The following is a 3736-nucleotide window of genomic DNA, read 5'->3' as shown; positions in this document are numbered from 1 at the left end:
CGGCAGGCACTGGCCGACCAACCGTAACCCACGGCCGGCCAGGCCATGCCCGAATGGGCCGGTGACCGACTTCAGGCACGTCGCGACGGGAAAAAAGTCCCTCCCACTGGCCGGTTCACCGCCATCCGGATCATACTGCCATGTGAACGCAATATTTCACGCACATGACCGGCACGGTGGCTCCCCACGGATACGGGCATTTGCCCGGACCATCGTCGACCGGTGACCGGAGTACCACGGAGGTGGCGAATCGTGCAGTCGGCAAGCCTGCGGAAGGAGATTTCCGCCGTAACCACAGCGATTCAGGAGGCACAACGCCATATCCAGTGCCTGTGCATCCAGGCACCGAGCTCGAAGGCCGCCGACCGGCTGGCGGCGGACATCCGCCGGGCCCTGGAGGACATCGACGCGCTGGCCGCGGAAACCGTCGCCCCGGCCAGGGCCGACAGCTGCGAGGAACCGCCGACGGACATCACCCGCGAATTCCGCGAGCCGGTGTTCGTACCGGCCCGCCACGGCGAGCCGGAATTCCAGCCGGAATGCGACGACGAAGGCGTCGCCGGTGGCTGGCAGCGGTATCGCGCCGTGTCGTCGCGGCGGCGGCGGCGCGCCTGGGTGTGACGCCGCGGCCACGGCCCGGAGCGCGGATCATGGCCTGACGTCAGCACTCACATCGACCGACGACACGGTCGCCGCCAAATATAAACAACAAGAATAAAAAATATAAACTACAGAAAAACAACGAAAGGTGGCTCCGACGGACACGACCGCGTAGAGACCCGGATTGCCATGATCGCGCCCCCGACGGCCGACGCCGGCACCAGGCCGAAGGCCGCGCGATCATGGCTCCGCCCACGCGGGCGGGGCCCGATGGCGTGAGAGCGTTACGCCTACGCTCCGCCCACGCGGGCGGGGGCCCCGAGGACGGGCGCTCCCGCCCCACGCCATGCCCGCCCGTCACGACGCTTGCCTGTCACGACCAAGTCGGTTACTCTTCGCGTCGGAATATATTCGGCACTGCTACGTGTGCCGCTTTCGGGTGCGCCACTTCCAGGTGCACCACTGATGGCTCAAGCTTCGGGGGCGACGCGGTGGCCGGATCCGAACCCGTCCTCATGTCGAGGGCGGCCGAAAAAGCGGGAACAGACCGGTCGCCCTCCTTTCACCGCACGGGTGGGCCGATTTTCCGGATCACCGCCAGGATCGCCGTCCCCGCGATTCTTTTCACAGTTCTGATCATGGCTGGACGACCGGCCGCCGCCGAACCGAGCGCCGCCACCACCACCCGGCCCACCTCGTTACCGGCCACCTCGTTACCGGCCACCCCGTTACCGGCCACCCCGTTACCAACCGCCGCTCCCAGGCCGGGCAACACCGCGGACGTGGCGGCTCCCCATCTTTCGATCGTCCAGCTCGGCGATTCGTACGCCGCCGGGAACGGCGCGGGTGCCGGCACCTATGACACCGGTGACGGACCACGTGGATGCCACCGTTCGACGGTGAACTGGGGCGAACAATACGCCCAGTGGCTGCACGACGAACGCGGATACGACGTCACCTATGTCAACCGGGCGTGCAGCGGCGCCACCACGAACGACCTTCTCAGCCCGCGCAGAATGGACCAGCGCACCTACCGGACCCCGCTGCGCATCGGCGAGACCGCCTACGATCCCGCCGTCCTCGACCGCCTGCGGCAGGACTGCTCGGCCGGCTTCGGGCCGGAGGAAACCGCCGATATCGGCCCGGTCGACGTCGCCTACAGCATCGCGTCCGCCTCGTGCACCCGGCTGGTCGCGCCACAGCTCGACGCGGTCGGCCCGGGCACCGACCTGGTCCTGCTGACGATCGGCGGCAACGACGTGCGGTTCTCCGACATCGTGCTGCGCTGCTTCGCGTTCGACGTCCCGAAGGCCTTCGGGATACCCGCCGGGGACATCGCCGAGTGCGAACGGCTCACCGAGCAGGCGACGGACAACCTCCCGGAGGTCCGTGGCCGCCTGGTCACCCTGCTCACCCGCCTGCGGGAGCGGATGCCGCCCGGCGGCCGGGTGGCCCTGGTCACCTATCCGTACCTGTCCAGCCGGGAGCACTACCTGCCGCCAGGAGCGCAGGCCGCCCTGAACGGGACGGTCTTCGACCCGTCCGCCGCGGTCCGGGAACTCGGCGACCGCGGGGACAGCATGCAGATCGCCGCCGCAGACACGGTGAACCGTTCGTCGGGCTTCACCGGGCCGTCCGACCCCGCCGGACACACCTGCTCACCGGACGCCCCACCGGCGGATTCGGTCGGCACGCCGGGCCGTTTCGTCACCGTGGTCGACACCGTCAAATGCCGTTTCGCCGGCCACGAACCGGACCCCGCCGTCGACCAGCGGAATCCGGACCGCTGGATACACGAGTTCCTCGACGGCTTCCTCGCCCTCGACCAGAGCCTGATCTACCATCCGAACCGCGAAGGTCATCGGCAGCTGGCCGGCCTGCTCAGGCCGTTCGGCGACTTCGGCGCTTCGGCCCGCTCCAGTATCAGCGGCAACGCCTACCTGGACGCCGACCGCGACGGTCGGCGGGACGCGGGCGAGGCCACCGCTCCGGAGGTGGCCATCCAACTGACCGGCACGGGCCCGGACGGGGCGGGCATCCTGCGGGAGACCGTCACCGACGCGTCCGGGGAATGGGCGTTCGACGACCTCGTGCCAGGCGTGTACGCCGTCCGGCAGGACACCTCGCGCGGCGGATCCGCCGGCCGCACGATCCTCCACCCGGACACGTTCAGCAACATCGTCCTCGACCGGGTCGGTAGCAGCGTGACCGGATACACCTTCGCCGTGCAACCGGTGGAATCCGTGCGGGAGGTCCAGACCGAACGGGCCAGGCCGACGGAGAGCACCGAGCAGGCCGATGGGATAGCGCGTTCCCTGAGCGCCGCCCGGACGGGGGGCTCCGGTGGCGCGCTCCTCCCGCTCGCGGCGTTCGTGGCGCTGCTCGCCGTCGGCGTCCCAACAGCGATCATGTTCCGTCGCCGGCCCCCGCACGACCAGCGGGACGGGTAGGGGCCGCGGGACGGGACGGGCCAGCCGGCCGGGACCGTTCGATCAGCTGGGGCGCGAGACGGCGCAGCAGGTCAGCCGCCTGCGACAGGCTCACCCGCATGTCCGGCTCCAGCTCGGCGAGGGTCCGCACCGCCGAGAAACCGGCACCGGCCAGCGCCTGGGGATCCAGCAGCGAACGCCCCGCCACCGCGACGACCGGTACGCCGGCCGCACGCGCCCGGGCCGCCACCCCGGCCGGGGCCTTCCCGCGCAGTGTCTGCTCGTCGAGCGCACCCTCCCCCGTCACCACCAGATCGGCGCCGCGCAGCACGTCGTCGATGCCGACAAGATCGAGTATCAGGTCGATCCCGGGACGCAGCCGGGCACCGAGCAGCGACAGGGCGGCGAAGCCGACGCCGCCTGCCGCGCCCGCCCCCGGGGCCCACCGGTGATCGGTTCCGGTCGCGGCCGTCACGACCGTCGCCCACCTGGTCAGCGCCTGTTCCAGGAAGGCGACATCGTCCGGCGTGGCGCCCTTCTGCGGGCCGTACACGGCAGCGGCACCGTGCGGGCCCAGCAGCGGGTTGTCGACGTCGCAAGCGACGACCAGCTCGGTGTCACGCAGCCGCGGATCCAGCCCGGACAGATCGACGCCCTCGAGGACGGCGAGTGCCGGGCTGGTCGAGGCGCTGGGCGCCGTCCTGCTC

At 70.5% G+C, this 3736-nt stretch carries 3 protein-coding genes; 2 read left to right on the top strand and 1 reads right to left on the bottom strand.

From position 1 onward, the window contains the following. The first annotated feature begins 252 nt into the window (after positions 1 to 252). Positions 253 to 621 carry an Rv0250c family protein gene (locus AC5LUJ_RS20685; RefSeq protein ID WP_250282547.1) on the top strand — a complete coding sequence of 123 codons (369 nt, stop codon included), beginning with the start codon at positions 253 to 255 and terminating at the stop codon, positions 619 to 621. A gap of 617 nt (positions 622 to 1238) precedes the next feature. Then, a complete protein-coding gene (locus tag AC5LUJ_RS20680) occupies positions 1239 to 3050 on the top strand; it encodes an SdrD B-like domain-containing protein (protein ID WP_493465554.1) in 1812 nt (603 codons plus the stop codon). On the opposite strand, the gene AC5LUJ_RS20675 is transcribed toward AC5LUJ_RS20680, so the two are convergent. Further along, positions 3007 to 3736: glycerate kinase (locus tag AC5LUJ_RS20675; RefSeq protein ID WP_493465553.1), on the bottom strand; the 730-nt coding region annotated here is incomplete at its 5' end. The two genes, AC5LUJ_RS20680 and AC5LUJ_RS20675, sit on opposite strands and share 44 nt — an antisense overlap.

The organism is Protofrankia sp. CiP1_Cm_nod3, assembly GCF_982290655.1.
The sequence above is the reverse complement of the archived record's forward strand: the minus strand, read 5'-3'. Positions and strand labels throughout refer to the sequence as shown.